The following is a 20,053-nucleotide window of genomic DNA, read 5'->3' as shown; positions in this document are numbered from 1 at the left end:
GCCCCCTCCTAAGGGGCAGGTTACAGGTTCGAATCCTGTCGGGGTCAGAAAAATTCATGCGGATGCATAACAGTCGGTCTGTGCATAAGTCGCCAATCCACCGGTGAATCCGGTTTTCAGGGAGCGGAGCCGGGTGGTCGGCAAAGGTGTCTTTGGCCCATCAGGTGCGGGAGTTGACCAACAGGAAAGGGCGCCCGACGGAGTCGGACGCCCTGTTGAACCGGGGCCAGAGTGGCTGCGCCCCATGGCCCTCTCACTCTTACCCGTCAGTCCAGAGGCTGGACCGGGGCGCCCATGCCGCCCCCGGTATCGGTTGCTGCCGGAGGTGCAGGCGCGTCCGTCCGCTCACGGAAGACATATTCCGGCGCTGCATCGGCCTCTTCGCGCGACAGGTTGAGATGAATCTCGCGCGCGTCAAAGTCGATTTCCAGCTCGTCAAAGCGGACCGCGATCTGTTTGGCGCCGATGCCAAGAAAGCCGCCAACCGAAAGGATCGCTGCCGTGATGGTGTTGGTTTCCTGATCGATGATCAGGTCGGCAATGCTGCCGATGCTTTCGTCCTGCGTGGAACGGACATTCGTGCCGGTGATCCAGTCCACACGAAGTTCATTCGGCGCCTGCTCCTGCATGATCGTTTCGCCGTTCCCGGCTGCGGCTGGAGCGGCATCCGGCGCGACCGTGTCGACCGTGGTGTCGGCAGGCGGCGTCGCGTCGGTATCTGTTGCGGGCGCGGTGCCGTCGATTGCGGGCGCGGTCCCCCCATCAGTGTCGTCCGCAGGGTCCGATTGCGTGTCGGGCAGGGTATCCGTCTGCTCGGTGGTGGGCGGAACCATGGGTTCGGTCGTTGCGGGCGCATCCTGAGCAAGGGCTGCACCGATCAGAAAAGGCGCGATGAGCGCGGAAGTTGATAACAGGCTTCGCATAACAATCTCCAATCATGGCGGCGCTTCGACCCCGGTATAGGGAGGACACCCGCCTTGATGACACAACTCCCGCCCGAGTTTTCAGGTTCCGGACTCGTGTCTGGCATCGGCAGTGATCTGCTCAGCGGCAATATGCCCCGCTCCGCACGGCCTGACAGTTTGTGCAGACAGATATCAGGTCAGGGCGTTGCGTGCCGTGCGGATGATTGCCTGCGTCAGGTCGGCCAGTTGGCCGGCGGCAAGCCGGTTCACCTGCCAGTAAAGCGGCCGGTGAAGAGCTGTCTCAGGGACAAGTGCGACAAGACGGCCAGCTGCCAGATGCTCCTCCACAAGTTGCACCGGGTTCAGCGCCCATCCAAGCCCGACAAGGCTGGCATCAACGAAGCCCTGCGTTGACGCCAGCCAGTGTGTGGGAAAGGGAACCGCCTCACCAAAGGCCTGCTGCGCCCATGCCTGTTGCAGCCGGTCTTTCTGGTTGAAGGTCAGCGCCGGGGCGCGGGCGAGGGCAGCAGCACTCACGCCATCGGGGAAGTGCCGCTGCATATAGCCGGGGCTTGCGGTGGCGATATACCGCATCACGCCCAACGATTTGACCTCACAGCCCTGAACGGGCCGCGCCAGCGCCGTAACGGCGGCCACCACGCGGCCCGTGCGCAGCCAGTCGGCGGTGTGATCTTCGTCATCAAGCGCAATGTTCAGCAGATAATCCGACCCGGCGGTAAAGGCGGCGACGGCTGGCAGAAACCAGGTGCCGAGGCTGTCGGCATTGGTCGCAATGCTCAGCGTAACGGGGCCAGTACCGCGCCCGCCGATGCCCGGCAACTGCGCCAGCAGCGCTTTCTCCAGCATGCCCACCTGCTCCATGTGCCGGCAGAGCCACGCGCCCTTCTCGGTGGCGATGCAGGGCGCGGCGCGCTCGATCAGGACAGCACCGATCCGCTCCTCAAGGTTGCGCACCCGCTGGGACACGGCCGAGGGTGAGACATTCAGGGCGCGGGCGGCGGCTTCAAAGCTGCCGGTCTGGACGACAAGGGCGACGGCGCGGGCGGCGGCATAGTCGATCATGGTTCAGTTTTGCTTCATCAGGATTAGCACATTCAATTTGCCTAAACCCTATACAGCCGGTACCGCAACCCCGGGGCACAGCAGAACGGGCGTGAGGTCATGGGCATAGCGGTTTTTTTCACCGGGCTGACGATGGGGCTGAGCCTGATTGTCGCAATCGGCGCGCAAAATGCCTTTGTGCTGCGGCAGGGGCTGCGGGGTGAGCATGTCTTTGCCGTCTGCCTTACCTGCGCTGCCTCGGATGCTTTTCTGATCCTGCTGGGGGTGACCGGCTTCAGCCAGATTGCCGCCCTGTTGCCCTGGGTTGATCCGGTCATGCGGTATGGCGGGGCGGCGTTTCTGATCTGGTATGGCGCGCGCAGTCTGCGCTCTGCCCTTGGTGCTTCATCGGCGTTGCGGGTGCAGGGGAACGGGCAAACCACGCCGCTGGGCACCACTTTGCTTGCCTGTCTCGCCATCACCTGGCTGAACCCGCATGTCTATCTGGACACGGTTGTGCTGCTGGGCACAATCTCAACCCAGTTCCCGGGTGATGAGGCGCTGTTCGCGGCGGGCGCGGTCTCGGGCTCGTTCCTGTTCTTTTTCGCACTTGGTTATGGCGCGACCCGGTTGCGTCCGGTCTTTGCAAAGCCCGCGGCCTGGCGGATACTGGAGGGGGTAATCGCGCTGGTGATGTGGGCCATTGCCCTCAAGCTGATCCTGAGCGCCTGACATGCGACCCGGTTGAGCGGAAGGCCCATTTCAGGAAGGTCTCCTCATTGAGGGAGCGGATAATCGCCGCAATCGCCGCCGTGGCGATGACCGCAAAGGCAAGCCGCCCCAGAAGGACACCACTGATATCAGCACCAAGCGCCATGACGATCAGCGTGTCCTCGATGATGCTATGGGCGAACCCCATGAACACGCAGGACAAGAACACCTGACGCGGCGATACCGTGCCTGAGCGCGCTTCACGGATCAGCAGCCCGCCACCATAGGAGATACCCAGAAACAGGCCGACAGCGGTCAGATGCCCGGCCTCACCGCCTATGCCCGCAAGACGCAGCAGGGGCGAAAGCGCTCTCATCATCAGGTTGAGGATTCCGGTCACCTTCAGCAGCTCAAGCGCCCATGACAGGGCCAGCAGAATGATGAACATGAAGATCATCATCTCCAGAAGCTGAAGCGCAAACACCCTCCAGTCAGGGGCCTCACTTGTCGGAATCCATGCCGGGTTCACCGGTGCGGCCAACCAGCCCGTCATGGACAGAAGCTGGTGCAGCAGAAAGGCATAAAGCACCCCGCCCGCAACCCGCAGCAGCGTTGTTGCCATCATCCGCGGCCCTGCCTGCTGGATGATCTTCTGCTCAATCGGCAGGCCATGCGCAAACAGAAGCAGGGCGGAGAACACCGTCACGTCAGCCACGCTCAGCGCACTTGCCGGGACAAGCGTGAAAAGCAGGGGAACGGCACCCCAAATTCCCACCAGCATACCGCTCAGCCATGCCAGTCCCAGTTCCGGCGGCAGGCCCACAAGGCCCATCACCGGGGCAAAGGCCGGGGCGAGCGCGTCAACCACGCCCATCCGTGACAAGATTTCCGTCACGATGGTGACGGGGATGATAATCCGGGCGAGAAGCCAGTAGATTTCAAGCGTTTGCCGGGTGTGCTGCAAGGCGTAACGGAGGGGCGGCATCATCGGGTTCCTGTATGATTGCTCTCTTCTGCTAACCCGGTCCGGTTCGAACTTGTGGTCAAAGATTGCAGGATGATGCAATTTTATTGCATTCTTGGCCTTGAAGGGAGCCCCGCCTATGGACCGGATCGACAGAAACCTTCTGAACCTGCTGCAACGCGACGCATCGCGCACGAATCTGGATCTAGCCGAGGCGGTGGGGCTGTCGCCCTCCAGCTGCCTGCGCCGGGTGCGGCGGCTGCGCAAGACGGGTATCATTGACCGCATCGTCGCCATTCTGAACCCGGCCAGAACCGGGCGCCTGTTGAAGGCGCTGGTCACCGTGGAACTGAAGCTTCACGGCGAGCAGCATATGCGCCGCTTTCTGGATATGGCCATTGCCGAGGAAGCCGTGTCGCAGGCCTATGCCGTGACGGGTGAAACCGATGTCGTTCTGATCCTCTCGCTGCGCGACATGGAAGAATTCGACGCGCTGTGCGACAGGCTGTTCCGCGACCGCACCAATGTGGCGCGCTTCTTCACCATGATGGTGATCCGCACCGCAAAAAACGAAACCGCCGTTACCCTGTGATACCCTGTCCAGCGCGGGCCTTGTATCAGGAGCGGGGAGCGGATGCAGTGCCGAAATGCCGGGCGCCAAACCATTCGCGATCAGCTTGCCACTGACAAGGCTTTACACCCCCCGCATGCGAAGGCAAACCTGTAGCGGAATCGGAAATCCACATCAGGAATGCCCCTATGACCGACTATGCACCACCGGCAGTATGGCAATGGAATCGCCAGAGCGGCGGGCGTTTTGCCAGTATCAACCGGCCGATCGCCGGGCCGACGCATGAGGCGGAGCTGCCCCTGGGCAAGCACCCGTTCCAGCTTTACTCGCTGGGCACGCCCAACGGCCAGAAGGTCACGATCATGCTGGAGGAGCTGCTGGCGCTGGGCCATGCAGGGGCCGAATATGACGCATGGCTGATCAATATCGGTGAGGGGGCGCAGTTTTCATCCGGCTTTGTGTCGGTCAACCCCAACTCCAAGATCCCGGCGCTGCTGGACCGTTCCGGCAAAGACCCGGTGCGGGTGTTCGAATCCGGCGCGATCCTGATGCATCTTGCCGAGAAATTCGGCGCTTTCCTTCCCGCTGAGGGGGCGGCGCGTGCCGAATGCCTGTCATGGCTGTTCTGGCAGATGGGCAGCGCGCCCTATCTGGGCGGCGGTTTTGGCCATTTCTATGCCTATGCGCCGGAAAAGATGGAATATCCGATTGATCGGTTTGCCATGGAAGTCAAACGCCAGCTGGATGTGCTGGACCGCCGCCTCGGCGAAAGCCGGTTTCTGGCCGGGCCGGACTATACCATCGCCGATATTGCGGTATTCCCGTGGTATGGCGGGCTGGTGCAGGGCAAGCTCTATGATGCGGCCACGTTCCTGAGCGTTCATGAATATCTCAACGTGAACCGCTGGGCGGATGAATTGCTGGCGCGCCCGGCTGTCAAGCGCGGCAGCATGGTCAACCGCACGAGTGGTGAGCTGCATGAGCAGCTTCGTGAGCGCCACGATGCCGATGATTTCAACACCCGCACACAGGACAAGATCGGCACGCCGGACGGCGAATAAGCCGCGCTGCCTGAGAGACCTGCGCAGGATGACCCTGCGCAGGTAGTGTCGCCCGGCCATTGGGACAGCGCAGGTTCAGGCGGCCATGTCACCCGCGCCTGTCACGTCAGGGCGCAGCGCGGTGAAGCGCCTCACCTCATCGGCCACCTTGTCGATCAGGGCTGTGTCATGACTGACCAGCGCAACCCCCATATCGGCATCGCGCGCCAGCTCGCACAGCAGCCCGATCACCTCGCGCTGGGTGATCGGATCAAGGCGCGATGTCGGCTCATCCGCGAACAGAAAGCGCGGCCGCGCAAGCATGGCGCGCAACAGGGCAAGGCGTTGCAGTTCACCGCCTGAAACCGCACCGGGCGGGCGGGCCAGAAGCGCCGGGTCAAGGCGCAGGCGCGCCAGCATGCTGTCGATCTGGCCCGCCGGCGCCTGATGAAGCCGCGCCACATCCGCCAGCGTCTGGCCAAGGGTGCGTTTGCGCGGGAATGCTGCGACCGGATCCTGATAGAGCTTTTGAAATGCGGTCTGCGCCAGCCCGGGCGCGCGGATCACCCGGCCCGCATCCGGCACCAGCAGCCCCAGCAAGGCGTCGCCCAGACTGGACTTTCCGCAGCCTGACGGCCCGGTGATACCCAGAATGCGCCCGGCCTGCACCGACAGGTCCATCCCTTCGACCAGAAGCCTCCCGCCACGCGACAGCGCCAGCCCCTGCGTGTGCACAATGACTTCCGCGGTGCCCGCGGCGGGCTTCCTGTCCGGCCAATGCTCAGGATCGGCGGCGATCAGCTCGCGGGTATAGGTGGCTTGGGGCGCGGCAAAAACCTCGGCTGTCAGGCCGGTTTCCACCACCGTGCCCGCGCGCAGAACGATCACCCGCCCGCCGACCTTGCGCGCCAGCGCCAGATCATGCGTGATCACCAGAAGCCCGCCGCTGTTGCCGCCACCTTGTCTCAGCGCGCCCAGCAGCAGCGCCGCCACATCATCGCGCCGCGCCGCATCCAGCCCCTTTGTCGGCTCGTCGGCGATGACGATGGGGGCACCCCCGGCCCGCGCCGCCGCGATAGCCACCCGCTGCGCCATGCCGCCCGACAGCTCATGCGGATAGCGCGTCATTGCCCCGCTCAGCCCGAAGGCCGCCAGATCGGACACCGCCTGCACACGGGCCTGCGCCGGGGAGAGGCCGCGCACCAGCCGGTGCGCCTCAGCCACCTGCGCGCCTGCCCGCATCAGCGGATCGAGCGACAGCCATGGCTCCTGCGGCAGCACCGCAATCTCGCGCCCCCAAAGCCCGCGAAACGCCGCCCGGTCCCCGGCGCGAAGCACGCGTCCGCCGGTTTCAACCTGCCCCCTGGCGCGCAGATTGTCCGGCAAGGTGCCCATCAGCGCCTGTGCCAGCAGGCTTTTGCCAGAGCCGGTTTCACCGAGAATGATCAGCGGCTCGCCCGGTTTAAGGGTCAGCGACACCGGCGCGACCAGCTGTGTCTGCCCGTCGAAAACGGCGATGTCGGTGGCGTTCAGAAGGGTCATGGTGCGCGGCTCCCGGCCAGAAGGGTCAGGCCCAGAAGCAGGGCGAAGGTGGCGATAACGGGCGTGAGCAGCGCCATCGGGGCCTCGCGCCAATAGGGCAGAAGCTCTACCATCATCAGCCCCAGTTCAGGCGTCGGTGCGCGCATGCCGACACTGACAAACCCCAGCGCGGCGATGGCCATGATCGCGGTCGCGGTGCCGAAGGCGGCGGCGGTCAGGATCAGGGGTGCGATTTCCGGCCAGAGGTGCGTCCGGAAGATATAGGGCCAGCGAAAACCCAGCAGCTTTGCCGCCTGCACGGCGGGCGAGGCCAGCGTGGCGCGCGTGGCTGCCCGGGTCAGGCGGAAGAACTCCACGCACAGGACAAGCGACAGGCCTGCCCAGAAGCCCATAGCCGTGCCCGGCATGATCGCCAGAACGATCAGCACCATCAGCAGGCCCGGCAAAGCCATCAGCGCATCGGCCAGAATCACCAGCGCGCGCTCAACCCAGCCGCCGCGCACGGCGGCCAGCGTGCCAAGCACCAGCCCCGCCGTTCCGGCCGTGGCCACAGCCGCCAGCGCGATGATCGGCGACAGGCGCAGCGCATGGGCAAGCCGGTGATAGAGCGAGCGGCCCAGATGGTCATACCCCAGCGGCGCGCCCGCCTCTGGCCCCGCCAGCGCTTTCATCAGCGACTGCGCGAATGGGTCGCCCGGCACCAGATGCGGCCCCAGTAGCGCAAAACCCGCGACAAGCGCCAGTATCGCGACAGCGATGATACGCCCCGGGTTCCGGCTGCGGGGCAACGTTGTGGACAGCGTGGTCATTGCGCCCCCCTCGGATCAATCCGCGATACGGCAAGGTCGATCAGCGCATTGACCAGCACAAAGCCCAGCCCCAGCATCAGCGCCGTGCCCTGCACCATCGGCACATCACGGGCAAAGACCGCATGCACCAGCGCATGCCCGATTCCGGGCCAGCCCACGATGGATTCGATGACTACCACCCCCTCGACCAGCGTCACAAACTGCAGACCCAGATAGGTCAGCAACGGGACCGAGACATTGCGCAGCCCGTGCCGCCACAGAACCTGCGCGCGCGACAGGCCCTTCCACTGCGCGAACTGATAGAAGGGCATCGCGGCAATACCCGCCATGGCATCGCGCGCGATCCGCGCATTCACCGCCGCCAACCCCAGCGCCAGTGCCAGCGCAGGCAGAATGAAATGCCGCGCCTCACCATGGCCTGCGGCGGGTAGCCAGCGAAGCTGCACCGACAGGATCAGGATGAGGATCAGCGCCATCAGGAACTGCGGCAATGATTTGAGCGCGGTTGAGACCACCAGAAGCCCCCTGTCCAGCCAGCCGCCGGGGCGCAGCCCCGCCATCACGCCCAGCGGCGGCCCGATCAGCAGCGACAACCCCACCGCGACCAGCGCCAGCCACAGGGACGCGCCCAGCTGATGGCTGATTTCGCTGATCACCGGCGCGCCTGATACGAGCGATACACCGAAATCCAGCCGCAGCAGGTCACCCATCCACTGCATGAACGCCGGGAGCCAGTGCCCGCCAAGGCCCAGCTCCTGCCGGACAGCCTCGGCGGCGGCGGCGTTCACATTATCATAGCCGTAGCGCCCCGCCGCGATCCGCCAGGCGGCATCGCCGGGCAGGTTGCGCATCATGGCAAAGGTGGCCGCGCCGACAAGAAGGGCGACGGCAACCATCTGCACCAGCCGGGAAACAAGCCGGTTCATGGGGCGAACCGCAGCCCGGCCAGCCCGAAATTGCGCTCCCACGGGTCGATGACCGCCCCTTCCAGGCCCGCCGCCACAGCCAGCGTCTGCTGATACCAGGCAATCGGAATGACCGGCAGCTCAGCCTGAAGAATGGCGCTGATGCGCGCACGCTCTGCATCGCCGCCCTCGCCCCGCGCCAGCGCCTGAGCAAGCGCCACCACCTCGGCATTGTCCCAGCCCATCGCGCCCCAGTCGCCGGTGGGCGCATAGTCCGACAGCACGGTGCCGATCGGATCAGGGATCAGGGCAAAGTTGCGCGCCAGCAGGCCCAGCTCAAGCGTGTTTGCCTGATGCCCCGACGGAATTTCGGAGGAATTGGTAGAGTTGATGGTCACGTCCACCCCGATGGCGCGGAACTGTTGTTCCAGCACGGCGGCAACCAGCGGCAGTTCCGGCCGGTCCGGATAGGTGGTCAGGGTCAGGGCAAAGCGCTGCCCGTCACGGGCCAGAATGCCGTCAGCCCCGGCTTCCCAGCCCAGCCCTTCCAGAAGCGCGCGCGCGGCGTCAATGTCATGGGTCAGCGGCGGCATGTCGGCGTTGTGCCAGCCGCCGATGGCGGGCGGGAAAAGCTGATCGGCGCCTTCGGGATAGCGCAGAATGGCCTGCGCGATCCCGGCGCGGTCAATGGCAAGGCTCAGCGCCTGCCGCGCCTCGGGCGCTGCCAGAAAGGGATGCGCGGCATTGACCTTGATCAGCAGGGTGCGTGGAATGGCGACCGACATGACCTGCACCGCGTCAGATTGCGACAGCCGCGCCACGCTGGCCGGATCAAGGTTGAAAACGAAATCCGCATCCCCGGATTCCGCCAGCAGCGCGCGGGTTTCGGCGCGCCCGACAGCGGTATAGGTCACGTCCGGCACATGGGGCTGATCGCCCCAGTAGCCCTCAAAGGCGGTGGCGCGCAGCGATTGCGGCGGGGTCAGAACGGTGATGCGGTAGGGTCCGGTGCCGATCATCGTCAGCGCCTGCCCGTCAGGCCCATAGGCCGCAGGCGCCAGAATTTGCGCCTGTGTTTCCGCCAGAAACGCAGGCAGGGCCGCGCGCGGCTCGGTGAGGGTGATCACCACCGCGCCCGCCTCGGCGCTGATTGCCTCAACCGGCAACCCCGCGATCAGCCCGGGCTTGCCCCGCGCGATGGTGAGCGCATTCACCACGGCCTCGGGCGTCAGTGCTGTGCCGTCATGAAACTGCACGCCCTCGCGCAGCACGAAGCGCCAGATCAGCCCGTCATCCGAGACGCTCCATTCCGTGGCCAGACCGGGCAGCAGGCGGCCCGTGGGGTCGGCGTCCACCAGCGTTTCGGCGATGCCCATGCGGGTGAAGATATACCCGCTGGTCGAGGGTTCGGCCGACTGGATTTCAAAAGGGGCGGCCACATTGATCGTGTTGTCCGCAAGCGCGGGCATACCAAGGCCAAGCGCCAGCAGGCCGGCCAGAATCGGGCGTGTGAGTCGGTTCATGATGCTATCCGTTGTTGGCGCCTGACACGCCGGTAAGACTGCGCCAGAAGGGCAGGGGGGCGTGGCAAGACGAGTGATTTCATTGCCGCTGCACCGGGTCAGACGAACTGTCACTGCAAGGTGACGACTTGTAATGTTATTTTATAACCTACTTCAAGACCCGGTTTTGGAAGATTTCGCCCGGGGGTTTCCGAAACCGGCAGGAACCGGCGCAAGGAGCCTGGCGGGCGCGCCCCGCCCGCACTGCTACAGCGCGCGCAGGCCTGCAGAGATCGCCGCTGCCTCAAGGGCAAGTTGTTGCCGCGATGGGGTGGTGCCGATCACGACCATGCGCCAGTACAGCGGTGCCGGAAGCAGATCGAGCGCCAGTTCCCGGTCAACAGTTGCGCTCAGCTCTCCGCGTGCGCTGGCGCGGTCAAGGATGGCAAGCGCCAGCGCGCGTCTGGCTTCGGCGACCCGCGTATTGAGCGCGCGCATTTCTGCTGAGCGCGCGGCTTCGGCATGAAGGTCGGGCAGGATACGGCGGATCAGCGGATGCCGGAGCACCGCCCGGAGCCGGAGCAGAAAGGCCAGAACATCGGCCTCCAGACTTCCGCAATCCTGCGGCATGGCGATTTTCAGCCCATAGGCCGATACCGCCGCCGCCGCGAATTCCTGCCGGGAGGAGAAGCGCCGATAGATCGCCGCCTTGCCCGCGCCAGCCCGGGCCGCCACGCGCTCCAGACTGACCGCCGCAAAGCCATGTTCTGCCCATTCCTGAAAGAAGGCGCGATAGAGCGCTTCTGTCAGCTCGGTACGCTGCACAGCGGCACCGGACGGTGCGCGCCGTGTTTTTTCGACGGAACGGTTGCGTTCCAACCGAAGCCCTCCTATATGGTCGATACGTTACCGTTCCATCCTTACGAGGCTTTGCCATGACTGACAAGTTCGATACCTTTTCCGGTCTGCTGCGCGGTGCACTGGGCAAACGCCTTGCGCCCGCAGACGACATGCCCGGCCTGTTCACGGATGACATCATCTTTGAATTTCCCTTCGCGCCTGAAGGGCTGCCCCGGCGGCTGGAAGGCCGTGCCGCGCTTACCGCCCATATGGCAAGGCTTGGACCGCTCATCGCTTTCGGCGATCTCGTGCTTGAGGCCGTGTATCCATCCGGTGAAACCGTGGTGCTGGAGTTTTCGTGCACGGGCGCAGGCAAGGCCACCGGCCTGCCCTATGACCAGCACTACATTTCGGTGATCACCCTGCGCGATGGCCGTATTGCGCACTACCGCGACTATTGGAACCCGCTGACCGTGTTGTCAGCGCTGGGCGGTGCCGAAGCGGCCATGGCAGCCTATGCCGGGGGCGCGTGAGCATGGCCAGACGCATCCTTGTGACAGGCGGCAAGGGGAAGACGGGTAGCCGCGTGGCCGCGCGCCTTGTGGCGGCGGGCATCGAAGCCCTGACCGGCACCCGTAACCCTGACCTTCCCTCGGACCGGCGCTTTGACTGGGCCGACCTGACCTCGGCCAGCGCCTTTGACGGATGCGACGCGGCCTATCTTGTCGCACCCACCGACCGGACTGATCATCTTGCAGTGATGCAGCCCATGCTGGCAGAGGCGATGGCGCGCGGTGTGAAGCGTTTTGTTCTGCTCAGCGCGTCGCTGCTGGCGCCGGGCGGGCCGATGATGGGCGAAGTACACACCTGGCTGGCAGAGAATACGGCAGACTGGGCGGTCCTGCGGCCCTCCTGGTTCATGCAGAACTTCTCGGAAGGGGCGCATGGCATGTCAATGCGGCAGGAGGGCGCGATCTACAGCGCGACCGGCACGGGCCGGGTGGGGTTCATTGATGCCGGTGACATCGCGGCTGCCGCCGTGGCGGCCCTGACCGCGCCGGGCGCGCTGAATACCGACTGCGTCCTCACGGGGCCTGAGGCGCTGAGCTATGATGATGCCGCCGCGATTATGTCTGCCACGCTTGGCCGTCCCGTGCGCCACGTCCTGCTGGAACCCGCCGCGCTGACTGCCCGTCTGGCGGCGCAAGGCATGCCGCACGCCTATGCCGAGACCCTCAGCCGGCTGGATGAAGCCATCAGCGCGGCCGCCGAAGACCGGACGACCGACAGCGTGGAAAGACTGACAGGGCAGGTGCCGGTATCGTTTGAAACCTTCGCCGAAAGAGCTGTGGGCGCGTGGAGGTGAGGGCCTTGCCTGCTCTTTCGGCGGTGTTCTGAACCAAAACCGCCTCTGGCGTGTTGATCCTGTGAACAACCGGAGTCTGCGACATGAGAACGCTTTCCCTTCTGGCAATGCTGTTGGTGACCGCCTGCACCACGTCCGCGCCACCCGGCCCTGAGCGCCCGATGGACGAGGTTCCTGCCCAACAAACCCTTCCCGACGGCACGCGGGAATATGGCTTTGCCAACGGCTGCACCATCGTTCTGGAGGCGGCTCAGGCCGTTGTGCTGAGCGAAGGCGAAGTCTGCGCGCTATACCAGCGCGACATCGCGCTTCTCTATGCCTCGGGTGACTGAAGGGTCAGGCTGGGGATAAGGGTTCGCCCAGCAGCAGGATCTCGGCGGTCACGCATACGGCATTCGCACCCGCCGCCAGTGTGCCGGATTGGCAGCGCCCGTCAAAACCCACGGCGGCAATCTGGAGGGAAAGCGCATCGTCCTGCAACCGCCCTTGCACCACAAGAATTTCGGTTGCGTAGCTTTCGATCATCCGGCCATCACTGAAAGCGGTGCCGACAAGGCTGCCGATCCCCTCGATCTGCGCTGCGGTGATGCGGTGCTCCTGGGCAAAGGCAAGCAGGGCGGCGCTGATATCCTGATTGGGCCGCAGGGTGATCAGGAACGCATTGGCTATTGGGGCGTCACCCTGCCGCTCTGGCCGGAAGAGCGTGAAATCCGTCTCACGATCATGGCTGGCCACAAGGCCCGCGCCCTTCAGGCCCCAACCCGCTACCGTGCAGTCCTGCGCGAGGATGCTGTCCTCGCACAGCATATGCCCTGCGTCCGGCGGCGTGCCGTCCCAGATGCCGTGGCAGTGCAGAAAGGGTTTTCCGTCGCGCAGCCCCAGATGCACCCCGGCATGACGCGCCCGCGCAGCGCTGCTGTGATGCGTGGCACTATACCATGCCGCATGGCCATCGCCCGGCGCGGGGGCGGGGGTGACGAAGTTCAGCGGCGCAAAATCCGCGCCATCAAGCCGCAGGTAGCCAAAGGCAAAGCCCGCCCGTGCAAAGGCCTGCGGCACCGCTTCGGCAAGGCTCTGTCCTGCGGGCAGGGTCAGGCGAAGCGGCGCAGCGTGGCAGGGCAGGGAGCGGAGCCGCTCAGAAGCGGGCGCTCCGGGGTGCTGTATCCGGCGCAACCGCGCTGTCATGCGTTCTGGCCCGGTAACTGGCCGCGCGCCTCCAGTTCCTCGCGGATCATTTTCTTGGTGATCTTGCCATAGGCGGACTTCGGCAGCCCCTCCCACAGAACAGCATGGCGCGGCATCTTGTAGCGCGCCAGTTGCGGGGTCAGCCATTCCAGCAGGCTTCCGGCCTGTGGCTGCGCGCCCGCGCGGGGCACGCAGACGGCCATGCCCACCTCGCCCCAGACCGGATCCGGCACACCCAGCACCGCAACCTCGGACAGGTCAGGATGCAGCAACAGCTTCTCTTCAATCTCGCGCGGATAGATGTTCGATCCGCCCGAGATATACATATCCGATGCCCGCCCGGTCAGATAGACAAAGCCCTGCGCATCCATATGCCCAAGATCGCCGGTCAGGAACCAGCCGTTGCGAAAGCTTTTCTCATTGGCCCCGGGGTTGTTGAAATAGCCCGCAAAGACCGCGGGGCCGATCACCGCAATCTCGCCGGTTTCCCCAATGCCCATCTCGGCGCCCTGATCATCCTGTATCTGCACCTGCATGCCCGTGCGCGCAAAGCCGCAGGAACCGATGCGCATCTGCCCGTCATCCGGATGGTGGTGTGCGGGAGGCAGCACGGTGATGTTGCCCGTCACCTCACCCAGACCGAAGTACTGCACCAGCACCGGCCCCAGCTTTTCCAGCGCAAGCCGCTGGTCGGCGCGATACATCGGCGCGCCCGCGTAGATGACATAGCGCAGGCTGGAATGATCAGACTGGTCCACGCTGGCATGTTCGACCAGCAGTTTGACGATGGTCGGCACGGTGAACATGTTGCTGACCCGCCAGCGCGCGACCAGTTCCCAGACCTCGGCGGGGTCAAACTTTTCGCCCGCAGGCAGGATGGTTTTCACCCCATGCGCCACCTGCGCAAGCTGGTGAATGCCCGCACCATGCGAGAGCGGCACCACCACCAGCGAAGCATCCTCAGGCCCGGTTCCTGGCATCAGGTCGCACAGATGGTTGGTGACGACAAAGGCAAGCTGGCCATGCGTCAGCACCGCCGCTTTCGGCTTGCCCGTCGTGCCCGAGGTGAAGAAAAACCACGCAGGGTCATCGCGCTGCACCGCCACGGGCGCGGGCGCGGCGCCTTTGTGGCGGGCGATCAGGGCCTCATAACCCTCGCCAAGGGTGATGGTGGCATCAACATGCGGCGCGCAGGCGCTGGCATGCTCAGGGAATTGCGCGCCGCACAGCAACAGCCGCGCGCCCGATGACCCCGCCAGCCATGCCAGATCATCCGGCGAGAGGCGGTAATTCGCGGGCACCCAGACACCGCCCACCCGCCAGCAGGCAAACATCGCCTCGAACATCTGGTTGCTGTTGGCCGATTGCACCAGCACCCGGTCGCCGCGCGTGATGCCATATTCCTGCACCAGGGCGGCTGCGAAAGCCCCGGCGCGCGCCTCCATCTCTGCCCAGCTCCAGCGGGCATCGCCCCAGACAAAGCCCACATCATCGCCCAGTCTGCGCGCGCTTTCCGTCAGCAGATGCGACAGGTTCATCACCCGTGTGGAGAACGGGGTAACGCCTTGCGACAGATCGAGCCTCATTTCACGCGTTCCAGAATGGAGACGTAATTGGCGACCGCCGCGCCACCCATGTTGAACACCCCGGCCAGCTTGGCGCCCGGTATCTGCATCTCCCCGGCCTGCCCGGCCAGTTGCATCGCCGCCATGACATGCATCGACACGCCGGTCGCGCCGATCGGATGGCCCTTGGATTTCAGCCCGCCCGAGGGGTTGACCGGCAAGCGCCCGTCCTTGTGCGTGATGCCCTCGCGGATGACGCGGTGGCCCTCACCGGGCTTGGCCAGCCCCATCGCCTCATATTCCAGCATCTCGGCGATGGTGAAACAATCATGCGATTCCACAAGGCTGAGGTCATCCAGCGTGACCCCGGCATCGGCCAGCGCCCGCACCCAAGCCATGCGCGCGCCGCGAAATTCCAGCACATCGCGCTGTGACAGCGCCATGATGTCATTGACCTGAGCGCGCGCGCGAAAGGCAATGGCGCGCGCCATGCCCGCCGCTGTTTCAGCATCCGCCAGCACCAGAACCGCCGCGCCGTCCGACACCAGCGAGCAATCGGTCCGGCGCAGTGGCCCGGCCACGCGGGGGTTCTTCTCGGACACGGTGTTGCAGAAATCGACGCCGAAATCCTTGCGCATATGGGCAAGGGGGTTGGCCATGCCATTCGCGTGATTCTTGGCCGCGATCATCGCCAGCTCTTCCGAGCGGTCGCCGTAACGCTGGAAATAGCTTTGTGCGATCTGACCGAAGAGGCCCGCAAAACCGCCCTCAACCCCGGCTTCCTCAGCGCGGTAGCTGGCACCCAGCAGGATATCGCCCACCTCGGCGGTAGGGGTGGCGGTCATCTTCTCTGCGCCAACGACAAGCGCGATGCGCCCGCGCCCGGCCTCGATGAAATCCATGGCGCCATGCAGCGCGGCAGAGCCGGTGGCGCAGGCGTTTTCAAACCGCGTGGCCGGGGTATGGGCAAAGCGCGCATCCCCCATGGCGACCAGCGCGCCCTGAAAATCCTGCCGCGAGAAGCCGTTGTTGAAGACACCCACAAAGATGCCGTCAATATCTTCCGCGTCGATCTGCGCATGCTCCAGCGCCTGCGCCACAGCCGTCGCCATCAGGCTTTCGGTATCCGGATGGTCGGATTTGCCAAAGACCGTGTGGCCCCAGCCGATTATCTGTGCGCCGTTCATTGTGCGGTTCCTTCCTGTGGCCCGGCGTGGGTGTTGCCCCCGGCAAGGCGGTTTTCGATCATGCGGGCCTCGGCCTGCAATTTTTGTGCAAGCTCGGTGCGGCGCGGCTCTCGCATGCGGCTTTCCACGGCGGCCAGCGACACAGCCCCCACCAACCGCCCGTCCGGCCCGCGCAGTGCCACGCCCAGACCCCAGGAATCTTCAAAGATCAGGCCGGGATTGAGCGCGAAACCCTGTTCGCGCGCCTGTGTCAGATGGGCGCGCAGCGTGTCCGGCTGCATGCGCGGATAGTTGCTTTCCGTCTCTGCCCGGTTTGCCGCCAGCACGGTCTCGGCCTCATCGTCAGGCAGGGCGGCCAGCATCGCCAGCGAGCCCGCGCCCACGCCAAGCGGGTGGTGCGCGCCCGGCATCAGCGCATAGGTGCGGATCGGATGGCTGCCCTCTTCGCGGTGCAGGCAGACCGAATAAAGGCCCCGGCGCACCGACAGAAAGGCGGCATCCCCGGTCTCACGCGCAAGGCGTTGCAGATTGCCCATCACCTGCGACAGCAACCCATGGCGCCCCTGCGCCAGCAGGCCCAGAAGAAACGCCTCTTCCCCCAGATGATAGGCGCGGCTTTCACCCGCCTGCTCGACCAGCCCGGCGCGCATCAGCGCCAGCAGAAGCCGCCGCACGGTCGCCTTGTTCAGGCCGGTCTCCGTGACAATGGCCGAGAGCGTGGCGCCTGAGGCCGTGTGCCGCCCGATCAGCGACAGCAGCGCCAGCGCCCGGTCTACCGCCTGCGCGCCGCCGACTGCCGGATCTGGCCTTTCATGTTTCATAATATGAACCGTATTCTTGCGTGAGGTCTTAGTGGATTCCCCGTATTCATCCTTATTCTGATTTTATTTCAGGCGCGTTGCAAGTTTTTCTTGCAATTGTGAAAAAACACGGTCCACTATTTGGAAAAATATCGGGGCAGAGGGTCTGACAGCCACTCTGCAACTTGTTCAGGAGGAGGAGGAAAGAATGAAATTTTCACGCATCACAGGGGCGGCGCTGGCTGCCAGCCTTGCCACGGCGCTGGGCGTCAGTGCGGCATCGGCCGAAACCCTGCGCCTGTCGCACAACACCGGCGATACCACGACATGGCATCAGGGCGCCGAGCGCTTTGGCGAACTGCTGGCCGAACGCACCGACGGCGCGCTCAGTGTCCGCGTTTTCCCCAATGCGCAACTGTCTGGCGGCGATCAGATGCGCCAGGCCGAGATGGTGGGCCGTGGCGCGCTGGACCTCGTGGTGACATCGGCCATCAACGTGACGCCTCTGGTGCCGGAAATGGCCGTGTTCTCGCTGCCCTACCTTTATTCCAACTATGAGCAGGTCGATGCCACCACGCAGGGCGCACCGGGTGAGATGCTGTCCGATATCCTGCTGGAAAAGGGCATTGTCGTGCTCGCATGGGGTGAAAACGGCTTTCGGGAGGTGACGAACAACACCCGCCCCATCCGCAGCCCCGAAGACATGCGCGGGCTGAACATGCGCGTGGCCGGGCCGATGTATATCGACGTGATGAACGCGCTGGGCGCCAACCCGCAGCAGATGCAGTGGGGTGAAACCATGTCGGCGCTGCAGCAGGGCGTGGTTGACGGTCAGGAAAACCCTATTGGCGCGGTGATCATTCCGCAGCAGGTCTATGAGGTGCAGCGCTATCTGACGGCTTGGCATTATTCCTACGACCCCATCTTCCTTGGCATCTCGCAGGCGAAATGGGACAGCTATGATGCCGACATGCAGGCGCTGATCCGCGAAGCCGCGCAGGAGGCGATGGCCTATCAGCGCGAGATTACCCGCGAGGGCACCGCACAGGGCATCGCTTTCCTGCGTGAGCAGGGGATGGAAGTGTATGAGCCCACCGACGAAGAGCTTGGCGCCTTCCGCGAAGCCACGCAGCCCGCGTTTGACCAATGGGCCGCGCGCGTGGGGCCCGAGATTGTCGGTGCCTTTCAGGATGCGATTGCCGCCGCCAACTGAGGCATGAACCGAGCGCCCGTGGCCCCTCAGCGGGGTCACGGGTCTTTTGTCAGGGTCCGTGCCGATGATACGCTTCCTGTTGCGTGATTTCGAAAAGATCGTCTGCGCCATCCTGTTTCTGGGCATGACGGCGCTTGGCTTTCTCAATGTCGTCATCCGCTACGGCACCAATTACTCATTCGCCGCCAGCGAGGAACTGCTGGTCAACGGCTTCCTGCTGCTGACGGTCTTCGGCGCGGCCATCGCGGCGCAACGCGGCGAGCATCTGGCGGTGACCATGGTGCATGAGCTGCTGCCGCGTGTGCTCTGGCTGCCGGTCCTGCTGCTGTCGGTCGTGCTTTCGGTGACACTGCTGGCGCTGTCGGCGTGGTTTTCGTGGGAGGCGATGATGAATATCCGGCGTGTGGGCATGCAGTCTTACGGCCTGGGGCTGCCCGCGTGGTATTATCAGGCCGCGCTGCCGTTCGGCTTTGCGCTGATCATCCTGCGTTATCTGCAACACGCATGGACGGTGATGCGCGCCGGCCCCGTTGCGGAGACCGGACATGTTTGAGGCCATCGGCATCACATCGGCCGGAACGCAGATGATCGTCCTGTTCTTCCTCCTGATGGCGGTGCGCCTTCCGGTGGCCTTCGCGCTGGGCCTGTCGGCGCTATACGCCATGTGGAAAATCGGCTTCGGGCTGGAGCTGGCGGGCGATCTGATCGCGACCGGCATCACCAAGTTCTCGCTTCTGGCGATCCCGTTCTTCATTCTGGCGGGCACGCTGATGGGCAGCCTTGGCATTGCCGAGCGCATGATCCGCTTCTTTCGCGTGGCCGTGGGCGGGTTGCCGGGCGGTATGGGGATGGTGGGGACGGTTGTTTGCCTGTTCTGGGGCGCTGTCAGCGGCTCAGGCCCGGCCTCGGTCGCGGCGATTGGCCCGATGATCATCAAGGGTATGGAGGAAGACGGCTATGACCGCGCTGTTGCAGCCGGGCTGGTGGTGACGGGGGCGGCATTTTCCATCGTCATTCCGCCCTCCATCGGGCTGGTGATTTACGGCGTGATCGCCGAAACCTCGATCTCGCGCCTGTTCATCGCCGCCATCATTCCGGGCGTCTTCATGGCGCTGACCATGGTGGCCGTGTTGCCCTTCGTGCGCCGCCGCCCTGCTATTGCCAGCCCCAGCCTTCAGACCCTCAGCCCCGCCCCCTATGCCAACACGCCCCGCAGCCGCGCCTTGTGGCAGTCCTTCAAAGACAGCTTCTGGGGCCTGATGACGCCGGTTGTCATTCTGGGCGGTATCTATTCCGGAATCTTCACGCCGACCGAGGCCGCCATTGTCGCAACCGTCTATGCCTTGCTGGTGGGGGCCTTTGCCTATCGCACCCTGACCCTGCGACGTCTGTATGATGCGCTTGGCACGGCGGCGGCTTCCTCGGCGGTGGTGATGCTGATCGTGGCCTATGCCAGCCTTTTCGGCTGGGTCGTCACTGTCGATGATCTGGTGCGCAGCTATTCCGGCGCGCTGCTGGGGCTGAGCGACAATGGCTGGGTGATCCTGCTGGTGATCATGGTGATCCTGCTGATCGCGGGCATGTTCATGGACCCGGTGACGGTGATGTTCATTGCCCTGCCGATCTTCCTGCCCGTCGCGCGGGAAATGGGGTGGGACCCGGTCTGGTTCGGGGTGCTGGTCATGGTCAATCTGGCCATCGGGCTGATCACGCCGCCGGTGGGCATCAACCTGTATGTCGCGGCGAATGTGACCAATCTGAGCATTGAGCGTGTCGCATGGGGCACCATGCCGTTCCTGCTGGCCAGTCTTGTGGGGATCGTGGTGGTCGCGGCGGTTCCGCAGATGTCGCTGGTTCTGGTGCACTGGCTGCGTTGAACAAAGGAG

At 64.6% G+C, this 20,053-nt stretch carries 21 protein-coding genes; 9 read left to right on the top strand and 12 right to left on the bottom strand.

The window, feature by feature from the left end; all coding sequences use genetic code 11:
• Positions 1 to 266: 266 nt before the first annotated feature.
• Entirely contained in the window at positions 267 to 923 is a 657-nt protein-coding gene (locus V7Q53_RS13455) for a PRC-barrel domain-containing protein (RefSeq protein ID WP_333829109.1), read from the bottom strand.
• Between the two features lie 174 nt (positions 924 to 1,097).
• Complete coding sequence (locus V7Q53_RS13450) at positions 1,098 to 1,988, bottom strand: LysR family transcriptional regulator ArgP (RefSeq protein ID WP_333829108.1); 891 nt, start codon at positions 1,986 to 1,988, stop codon at positions 1,098 to 1,100.
• A gap of 99 nt (positions 1,989 to 2,087) precedes the next feature.
• Here V7Q53_RS13450 and V7Q53_RS13445 point away from each other — a divergent pair, with 99 nt between their 5' ends.
• Positions 2,088 to 2,699, top strand: a complete 612-nt coding sequence (locus V7Q53_RS13445; protein ID WP_333829107.1) for a LysE/ArgO family amino acid transporter — start codon at positions 2,088 to 2,090, stop codon at positions 2,697 to 2,699.
• Here the strand turns inward: V7Q53_RS13445 and V7Q53_RS13440 are convergent.
• Complete coding sequence (locus V7Q53_RS13440; RefSeq protein ID WP_333829106.1) at positions 2,677 to 3,663, bottom strand: nucleoside recognition domain-containing protein; 987 nt, start codon at positions 3,661 to 3,663, stop codon at positions 2,677 to 2,679. The genes V7Q53_RS13445 and V7Q53_RS13440 overlap by 23 nt on opposite strands.
• A 118-nt stretch (positions 3,664 to 3,781) precedes the next feature.
• Here V7Q53_RS13440 and V7Q53_RS13435 point away from each other — a divergent pair, with 118 nt between their 5' ends.
• Positions 3,782 to 4,234, top strand: a complete 453-nt coding sequence (locus V7Q53_RS13435; RefSeq protein WP_333829104.1) for an Lrp/AsnC family transcriptional regulator — start codon at positions 3,782 to 3,784, stop codon at positions 4,232 to 4,234.
• Positions 4,235 to 4,401: 167 nt separating this feature from the next.
• Positions 4,402 to 5,274 carry a glutathione-dependent disulfide-bond oxidoreductase gene (gene yghU, locus V7Q53_RS13430; protein WP_333829102.1) on the top strand — a complete coding sequence of 291 codons (873 nt, stop codon included), beginning with the start codon at positions 4,402 to 4,404 and terminating at the stop codon, positions 5,272 to 5,274.
• A gap of 75 nt (positions 5,275 to 5,349) precedes the next feature.
• Here the strand turns inward: yghU and V7Q53_RS13425 are convergent, their stop codons facing one another.
• From V7Q53_RS13425 to V7Q53_RS13405, 5 genes are all read right to left on the bottom strand, one after another.
• Complete coding sequence (locus tag V7Q53_RS13425; protein ID WP_333829100.1) at positions 5,350 to 6,795, bottom strand: ABC transporter ATP-binding protein; 1,446 nt, start codon at positions 6,793 to 6,795, stop codon at positions 5,350 to 5,352.
• Positions 6,792 to 7,604: an ABC transporter permease gene (locus tag V7Q53_RS13420; RefSeq protein ID WP_333829099.1), complete on the bottom strand. Its 813-nt coding sequence runs from the start codon at positions 7,602 to 7,604 to the stop codon at positions 6,792 to 6,794. Before V7Q53_RS13420 ends, V7Q53_RS13425 begins: the two co-directional genes overlap by 4 nt.
• Positions 7,601 to 8,530, bottom strand: coding sequence for an ABC transporter permease (locus V7Q53_RS13415; RefSeq protein ID WP_333829097.1), 930 nt, complete (start codon positions 8,528 to 8,530; stop codon positions 7,601 to 7,603). Before V7Q53_RS13415 ends, V7Q53_RS13420 begins: the two co-directional genes overlap by 4 nt.
• Entirely contained in the window at positions 8,527 to 10,032 is a 1,506-nt protein-coding gene (locus tag V7Q53_RS13410; RefSeq protein ID WP_333829096.1) for an ABC transporter substrate-binding protein, read from the bottom strand. The genes V7Q53_RS13415 and V7Q53_RS13410 overlap by 4 nt, the downstream gene beginning before the upstream one ends.
• A 246-nt stretch (positions 10,033 to 10,278) precedes the next feature.
• The gene (locus V7Q53_RS13405) at positions 10,279 to 10,890 is read right to left on the bottom strand and encodes a TetR-like C-terminal domain-containing protein (RefSeq protein ID WP_333829095.1); all 612 of its coding nucleotides are present in this window, start codon (positions 10,888 to 10,890) and stop codon (positions 10,279 to 10,281) included.
• Between the two features lie 56 nt (positions 10,891 to 10,946).
• On the opposite strand from V7Q53_RS13405, the gene V7Q53_RS13400 reads away from it, so the two are divergent.
• The 3 genes from V7Q53_RS13400 to V7Q53_RS13390 all read left to right on the top strand — a co-directional run bounded on the left by V7Q53_RS13400 (position 10,947) and on the right by V7Q53_RS13390 (position 12,549).
• Positions 10,947 to 11,384 (top strand): nuclear transport factor 2 family protein, encoded by a 438-nt coding sequence (locus V7Q53_RS13400; protein ID WP_333829094.1) that lies wholly within the window; start codon positions 10,947 to 10,949, stop codon positions 11,382 to 11,384.
• A 2-nt stretch (positions 11,385 to 11,386) separates the two neighbouring features.
• A complete protein-coding gene (locus tag V7Q53_RS13395) occupies positions 11,387 to 12,217 on the top strand; it encodes an NmrA family NAD(P)-binding protein (RefSeq protein ID WP_333829093.1) in 831 nt (276 codons plus the stop codon).
• An 83-nt stretch (positions 12,218 to 12,300) separates the two neighbouring features.
• Positions 12,301 to 12,549 carry a hypothetical protein gene (locus tag V7Q53_RS13390; protein WP_333829091.1) on the top strand — a complete coding sequence of 83 codons (249 nt, stop codon included), beginning with the start codon at positions 12,301 to 12,303 and terminating at the stop codon, positions 12,547 to 12,549.
• A gap of 4 nt (positions 12,550 to 12,553) precedes the next feature.
• Here the strand turns inward: V7Q53_RS13390 and V7Q53_RS13385 are convergent, their stop codons facing one another.
• The 4 genes from V7Q53_RS13385 to V7Q53_RS13370 are packed head-to-tail and all read right to left on the bottom strand — an operon-like array spanning position 12,554 to position 16,975.
• Complete coding sequence (locus tag V7Q53_RS13385) at positions 12,554 to 13,402, bottom strand: PCC domain-containing protein (protein WP_333829090.1); 849 nt, start codon at positions 13,400 to 13,402, stop codon at positions 12,554 to 12,556.
• A complete protein-coding gene (locus V7Q53_RS13380) occupies positions 13,399 to 14,988 on the bottom strand; it encodes an acyl-CoA synthetase (RefSeq protein WP_333829089.1) in 1,590 nt (529 codons plus the stop codon). Before V7Q53_RS13380 ends, V7Q53_RS13385 begins: the two co-directional genes overlap by 4 nt.
• On the bottom strand, positions 14,985 to 16,154 hold the full coding sequence (locus V7Q53_RS13375) for an acetyl-CoA acetyltransferase (protein ID WP_333829088.1): 1,170 nt from the start codon (positions 16,152 to 16,154) through the stop codon (positions 14,985 to 14,987). The genes V7Q53_RS13380 and V7Q53_RS13375 overlap by 4 nt, the downstream gene beginning before the upstream one ends.
• Complete coding sequence (locus V7Q53_RS13370; protein ID WP_333829087.1) at positions 16,151 to 16,975, bottom strand: IclR family transcriptional regulator; 825 nt, start codon at positions 16,973 to 16,975, stop codon at positions 16,151 to 16,153. Before V7Q53_RS13370 ends, V7Q53_RS13375 begins: the two co-directional genes overlap by 4 nt.
• 187 nt (positions 16,976 to 17,162) lie before the next feature.
• Between V7Q53_RS13370 and V7Q53_RS13365 the strand changes: the two genes are divergently transcribed.
• From V7Q53_RS13365 to V7Q53_RS13355, 3 genes are all read left to right on the top strand, one after another.
• Positions 17,163 to 18,167: a DctP family TRAP transporter solute-binding subunit gene (locus V7Q53_RS13365; RefSeq protein ID WP_333829086.1), complete on the top strand. Its 1,005-nt coding sequence runs from the start codon at positions 17,163 to 17,165 to the stop codon at positions 18,165 to 18,167.
• 64 nt (positions 18,168 to 18,231) lie between these two features.
• On the top strand, positions 18,232 to 18,720 hold the full coding sequence (locus V7Q53_RS13360; protein WP_333829084.1) for a TRAP transporter small permease: 489 nt from the start codon (positions 18,232 to 18,234) through the stop codon (positions 18,718 to 18,720).
• Positions 18,713 to 20,044, top strand: coding sequence for a TRAP transporter large permease (locus V7Q53_RS13355; RefSeq protein ID WP_333829083.1), 1,332 nt, complete (start codon positions 18,713 to 18,715; stop codon positions 20,042 to 20,044). The genes V7Q53_RS13360 and V7Q53_RS13355 overlap by 8 nt, the downstream gene beginning before the upstream one ends.
• Positions 20,045 to 20,053 lie beyond the last annotated feature (9 nt).

This window comes from Pararhodobacter sp., assembly GCF_036802785.1.
GTDB lineage: Bacteria > Pseudomonadota > Alphaproteobacteria > Rhodobacterales > Rhodobacteraceae > Pararhodobacter.
Note: the sequence above shows the minus strand (reverse complement) of the source record. Positions and strands in the feature narration are given on the sequence as shown.

What these genes read in the sequence shown, in the direction of transcription:
- V7Q53_RS13455 (WP_333829109.1), bottom strand. Translation starts at nt 923, where the DNA reads ATGCGAAGCCTGTTATCAACTTCCGCGCTCATCGCGCCTTTTCTGATC.
- V7Q53_RS13450 (WP_333829108.1), bottom strand. Translation starts at nt 1,988, where the DNA reads ATGATCGACTATGCCGCCGCCCGCGCCGTCGCCCTTGTCGTCCAGACC.
- V7Q53_RS13445 (WP_333829107.1), top strand. Translation starts at nt 2,088, where the DNA reads ATGGGCATAGCGGTTTTTTTCACCGGGCTGACGATGGGGCTGAGCCTG.
- V7Q53_RS13440 (WP_333829106.1), bottom strand. Translation starts at nt 3,663, where the DNA reads ATGCCGCCCCTCCGTTACGCCTTGCAGCACACCCGGCAAACGCTTGAA.
- V7Q53_RS13435 (WP_333829104.1), top strand. Translation starts at nt 3,782, where the DNA reads ATGGACCGGATCGACAGAAACCTTCTGAACCTGCTGCAACGCGACGCA.
- yghU (WP_333829102.1), top strand. Translation starts at nt 4,402, where the DNA reads ATGACCGACTATGCACCACCGGCAGTATGGCAATGGAATCGCCAGAGC.
- V7Q53_RS13425 (WP_333829100.1), bottom strand. Translation starts at nt 6,795, where the DNA reads ATGACCCTTCTGAACGCCACCGACATCGCCGTTTTCGACGGGCAGACA.
- V7Q53_RS13420 (WP_333829099.1), bottom strand. Translation starts at nt 7,604, where the DNA reads ATGACCACGCTGTCCACAACGTTGCCCCGCAGCCGGAACCCGGGGCGT.
- V7Q53_RS13415 (WP_333829097.1), bottom strand. Translation starts at nt 8,530, where the DNA reads ATGAACCGGCTTGTTTCCCGGCTGGTGCAGATGGTTGCCGTCGCCCTT.
- V7Q53_RS13410 (WP_333829096.1), bottom strand. Translation starts at nt 10,032, where the DNA reads ATGAACCGACTCACACGCCCGATTCTGGCCGGCCTGCTGGCGCTTGGC.
- V7Q53_RS13400 (WP_333829094.1), top strand. Translation starts at nt 10,947, where the DNA reads ATGACTGACAAGTTCGATACCTTTTCCGGTCTGCTGCGCGGTGCACTG.
- V7Q53_RS13395 (WP_333829093.1), top strand. Translation starts at nt 11,387, where the DNA reads ATGGCCAGACGCATCCTTGTGACAGGCGGCAAGGGGAAGACGGGTAGC.
- V7Q53_RS13390 (WP_333829091.1), top strand. Translation starts at nt 12,301, where the DNA reads ATGAGAACGCTTTCCCTTCTGGCAATGCTGTTGGTGACCGCCTGCACC.
- V7Q53_RS13385 (WP_333829090.1), bottom strand. Translation starts at nt 13,402, where the DNA reads ATGACAGCGCGGTTGCGCCGGATACAGCACCCCGGAGCGCCCGCTTCT.
- V7Q53_RS13380 (WP_333829089.1), bottom strand. Translation starts at nt 14,988, where the DNA reads ATGAGGCTCGATCTGTCGCAAGGCGTTACCCCGTTCTCCACACGGGTG.
- V7Q53_RS13375 (WP_333829088.1), bottom strand. Translation starts at nt 16,154, where the DNA reads ATGAACGGCGCACAGATAATCGGCTGGGGCCACACGGTCTTTGGCAAA.
- V7Q53_RS13370 (WP_333829087.1), bottom strand. Translation starts at nt 16,975, where the DNA reads ATGAAACATGAAAGGCCAGATCCGGCAGTCGGCGGCGCGCAGGCGGTA.
- V7Q53_RS13365 (WP_333829086.1), top strand. Translation starts at nt 17,163, where the DNA reads ATGAAATTTTCACGCATCACAGGGGCGGCGCTGGCTGCCAGCCTTGCC.
- V7Q53_RS13360 (WP_333829084.1), top strand. Translation starts at nt 18,232, where the DNA reads ATGATACGCTTCCTGTTGCGTGATTTCGAAAAGATCGTCTGCGCCATC.
- V7Q53_RS13355 (WP_333829083.1), top strand. Translation starts at nt 18,713, where the DNA reads ATGTTTGAGGCCATCGGCATCACATCGGCCGGAACGCAGATGATCGTC.